This window comes from Parvibaculum sp. (genome assembly GCF_035511255.1).
GTDB lineage: Bacteria > Pseudomonadota > Alphaproteobacteria > Parvibaculales > Parvibaculaceae > Parvibaculum.
Genome location: NZ_DATKFR010000317.1, coordinates 1 through 3,427 on the forward strand (window position 1 = coordinate 1; position 3,427 = coordinate 3,427).

At 62.3% G+C, this 3,427-nt stretch carries 4 protein-coding genes and 1 pseudogene; 2 read left to right on the forward strand and 3 right to left on the reverse strand.

All coding sequences use genetic code 11. From position 1 onward, the window contains the following. The coding region (locus VMR03_RS12500) for an EAL domain-containing protein (RefSeq protein WP_325405687.1) at positions 1–1,136 on the reverse strand (1,136 nt) is incomplete at its 3' end. A gap of 172 nt (positions 1,137–1,308) precedes the next feature. Here VMR03_RS12500 and VMR03_RS12505 point away from each other — a divergent pair. Then, the gene (locus VMR03_RS12505) at positions 1,309–2,109 is read left to right on the forward strand and encodes an NUDIX hydrolase (RefSeq protein WP_325405689.1); all 801 of its coding nucleotides are present in this window, start codon (positions 1,309–1,311) and stop codon (positions 2,107–2,109) included. 5 nt (positions 2,110–2,114) lie between these two features. Here VMR03_RS12505 and VMR03_RS12510 read toward each other — a convergent pair whose 3' ends face one another. Then, positions 2,115–2,882: an NAD kinase gene (locus VMR03_RS12510; RefSeq protein WP_325405691.1), complete on the reverse strand. Its 768-nt coding sequence runs from the start codon at positions 2,880–2,882 to the stop codon at positions 2,115–2,117. 62 nt (positions 2,883–2,944) lie between these two features. Here VMR03_RS12510 and cutA point away from each other — a divergent pair, with 62 nt between their 5' ends. Continuing rightward, positions 2,945–3,286, forward strand: coding sequence for a divalent-cation tolerance protein CutA (gene cutA / locus VMR03_RS12515; RefSeq protein WP_325405693.1), 342 nt, complete (start codon positions 2,945–2,947; stop codon positions 3,284–3,286). On the opposite strand, the pseudogene VMR03_RS12520 reads toward cutA, so the two are convergent. Further along, positions 3,283–3,427: pseudogene (locus VMR03_RS12520) on the reverse strand (GTP 3',8-cyclase MoaA); the annotation flags it as partial. The gene cutA and the pseudogene VMR03_RS12520 sit on opposite strands and share 4 nt — an antisense overlap.

Here is a 3,427-nt window from a genome sequence, read left to right on the forward strand (position 1 = left end):
CCTATAACGCGTTCGAGGAAACTCTTCTTTTTCTGTTTCGACTTCGGTCGTTTGACGCGCATGCGGATCGGGCGATCGACACCGGCGAGGCGGCGTCCGTGTGGCGTCGGGCGGCGGAGTAGGGCAACGAGTTTGCGATCCGGGAAAATACAGACGGGATCGAGCGCGCCAGTGGGAACGGGTATGTCGGCCAAGCCGGGAATCGCGAAATCCAGTTCGTCGTAGTCGAGGATCAGTTCGGCCGGCGACAGTTTGAGACGCGTGAGAGCTTCATCCTCTTCATTGAGAGGATCGCTTAACAGCAATTCGTCGAGTTCGTTCTCGCGCGCCGTTTCCGCGAAATCGCGGCGAATGTCCTGCGCGAAAGTCCAGCCGACGAGATCTCTTGCTTCTTTCGGCGAGCAGATATGGGCGCCCTGCGCGGCGGTGAAGCCCATGGCGGCGAGAGAGGACAATGTGGTCTCGTCCTCGACGCCGACGGCCGTTGCGTCGAGCCCGAGAGAGGCCGCCAGTGCGACGCGCTTGCCGATGAAGCCGAGACCGGATTGCTGGAGTCGCCGTGCAAACTGGATGATGGCGCCCCCCGAAATCTTGATCTCGCTGAAGAAATCCGGTTTCACGAATTCGGGCGGCACGATGACGGCGCCGCCGCCATCAAGCGCGGTACGAAAGCCGAGGCGACGGATTTCCGAAATCGTCTCGGCGGCGTCGCGACCGTGACGCGCAAAAACGCCTTCGGGCACTTCGATGGTGAAGCTCGCGGGATCGAGACCATGTTCGCCGACGATACCGTCGAGCGTGCCGGGCAACGTGGGATCGGTGAGGTCGCTTCCCGATATGTTGATCGAGATGGGCCAGTTCTGTCCCTTGAGGCGCCAGCTTTCCATTGTTTCGGCCGCCGCTCCGGCGACGAAACGAGTGAGCTCGCCGCTGCGTCCGTGCCGGTCGAAGAAGGAGAGGAAGAGGCCCGGCGGCATCAAGCCGTAATCGGGATGGAGCCAGCGTACATAGGCTTCGGCGCCCAGCACACGGCCGCTCGCCAGTTCGATTTTCGGTTGGAGAACCAGATGCAGATGCCGCGCCTCGAAGGCGAGGTCGATGTCGCGGTTGGTCAGCCGAAAGGAACTGCTGTACATCTTGGGGCCAAATTCTTTGGTCGCGGATGGGCGGACAGCCGCCCGTTTAAAATGTGACCGAGGCGGGTTTAGGCCTGCTTAACAGTGCCGAGCCGCGGAAAACAGCGTTGCCGGCGGATTAACGAAAAGGCGCTCATTTGAAATAAGGGCGCCGGAAACAGGGAGAAAGTTCATGTCGAATCCTGCGGGCGAAAAACTGATTCCGGCTGCCACGATTCTTCTGCTGCGCGACGGCGCGCAGGGACTTGAGGTTTTCATGGTGGTGCGCCATCACCAGATCGACTTCGCCTCGGGCGCGCTTGTTTTTCCGGGCGGCAAGGTCGATCCGCGCGATACGCATGAAAGCGTACGGGGCCGTGTCGATGGCGCGGAAGGTCTCGACGACTGGGAATTTTCGATGCGCGTCGCGGCGATCCGCGAGGCCTATGAGGAATGCGGTGTGCTGCTCGCGCGCGACGACGGCACGGGCGCGTTGATCGACGCGAAACGGCTTGCGGCGTTGGAGCCTCGCCGCGACGCACTCAACAGAAACGAAATCGGCATCGGCGAGGTGCTGGAGCAGGAGGGCTTGCGCCTCGCCGCGGATCTGTTGACGCCTTTCGCGCACTGGATCACGCCCAACATGATGCCGAAGCGTTTCGACACGCGCTTCTATCTTGCCGTCGCACCGGAAGATCACCTGGCGGTGCACGACGGATCCGAGTCGGTCGACTCGGTCTGGATCAGACCGGCCGACGCCGTGCGCGAGGCGGAAGAAGGCAAGCGTACGATCATCTTCCCGACCCGCGTCAACGTGCAGAAGCTCGGGCGGCATGTGGATGTCGTCGGCGCGATCGAAACCGCGCGCAATGCGCATATCGTGACGGTGGAACCACGCGTCACCAAGAACGACGCGGGCGAGCCCGTCCTGCGCATACCTGTCGAGGCGGATTACGACGTCAGCGAGGAGCCGCTGTCGCGCGTCAAGGCGTAGACACGCTAGAACAGAAACTGCTCCGTCAAAATCCGCTCGTCGAGACTGTGGCCTTCGTCGAACATCATCAACAGGTCGATGGTCGGATCTTCCTCGACCTCAACATCGACCACGTCGCGGAACTCGCGATGGTCGGCGACGGCACTGACGGGCCGCTTCTCGGCTTCGAGAATTTCAAAGCGAACTTTCGCGCGATGCGAAAGGAGCGCGCCGCGCCAGCGGCGAGGACGGAAGGCGCTGATCGGGGTCAGTGCCAGCAAGGCCGCGTCGATCGGAACGATCGGTCCCTGCGCGGAGAGATTATAGGCCGTCGAGCCTGCGGGCGTCGAAACCAGGACGCCGTCGCAGCTTAGTTCCGCCATGCGCACCTTGCCGTCGATGGAAATCCTGATCTTTGCCGCCTGCGCCGTTTCGCGCAGTAGCGAGACCTCGTTGATGGCCAGAGCCTGATGCTCGGAGCCATTGGCGAGCGTCGCACGCATACGCAAGGGATGGAGGCGCGCGATTTCGGCGGCGTCGAGGCGTTCGCGCAGAGAGTCGGGCTTGTACTCGTTCATGAGAAAGCCGACGGAACCTCGGTTCATGCCATAGATCGGAATGCCGCGATGCATGTGCTTGTGAAGCGTCTGGAGCATGAGACCGTCGCCGCCCAGCGCGACGAAGACGTCGGCCTCGGCAGGTGCGGCATTGCCGTAGCGCTCGGTGAGCAGCTTCAACGCCTCCTGTGCGTCGGGCACCTCGGTGGCCACGAAGGCGATCTTGTCGAACTTCATCAGTTCCGTTCCATAAGCTGTCCGAGGCACTATAACCCGCCGCCGGGGCAGGAGATAAGCACATGAGCGACGCGACGCAAACAGGTTCCGAATTCGTCTTTATCTACACACCTTTGCCGGATATGGGCGCGGCGGAGGCGATGGCACGGGCCCTGGTCGACGCGCGGCTTGCCGCCTGCGTGAATATCTATCCCGGCATCATGTCGGTTTACGAATGGAAAGGGGAAGCTGAGACGAGCGTGGAGGTCGTCGCCTTCGTCAAGACGCGCCGCGGGCTTGTCGACGAGACGCTGGCCGCGATGCGGAAGCTCCATCCCTACGAGGTGCCGGCCTTCCTCGTCCTGCCGATCGAGGGCGGGAACGAGGATTATCTGACATGGGCGAGGGGGCAGGTGAAGAGCTAACCGCCCGTCATCGACATATGCCGCCGCACGGCGGGCGTCTTGTGGTCGCGGTCGATGATGAAGTCGTGGCCCTTCGGTTTGCGGCCAATGGCCTCGTCGATCGCATCGTTCAGGAGCGTATCCTCGGTGCTCGCACGAAGC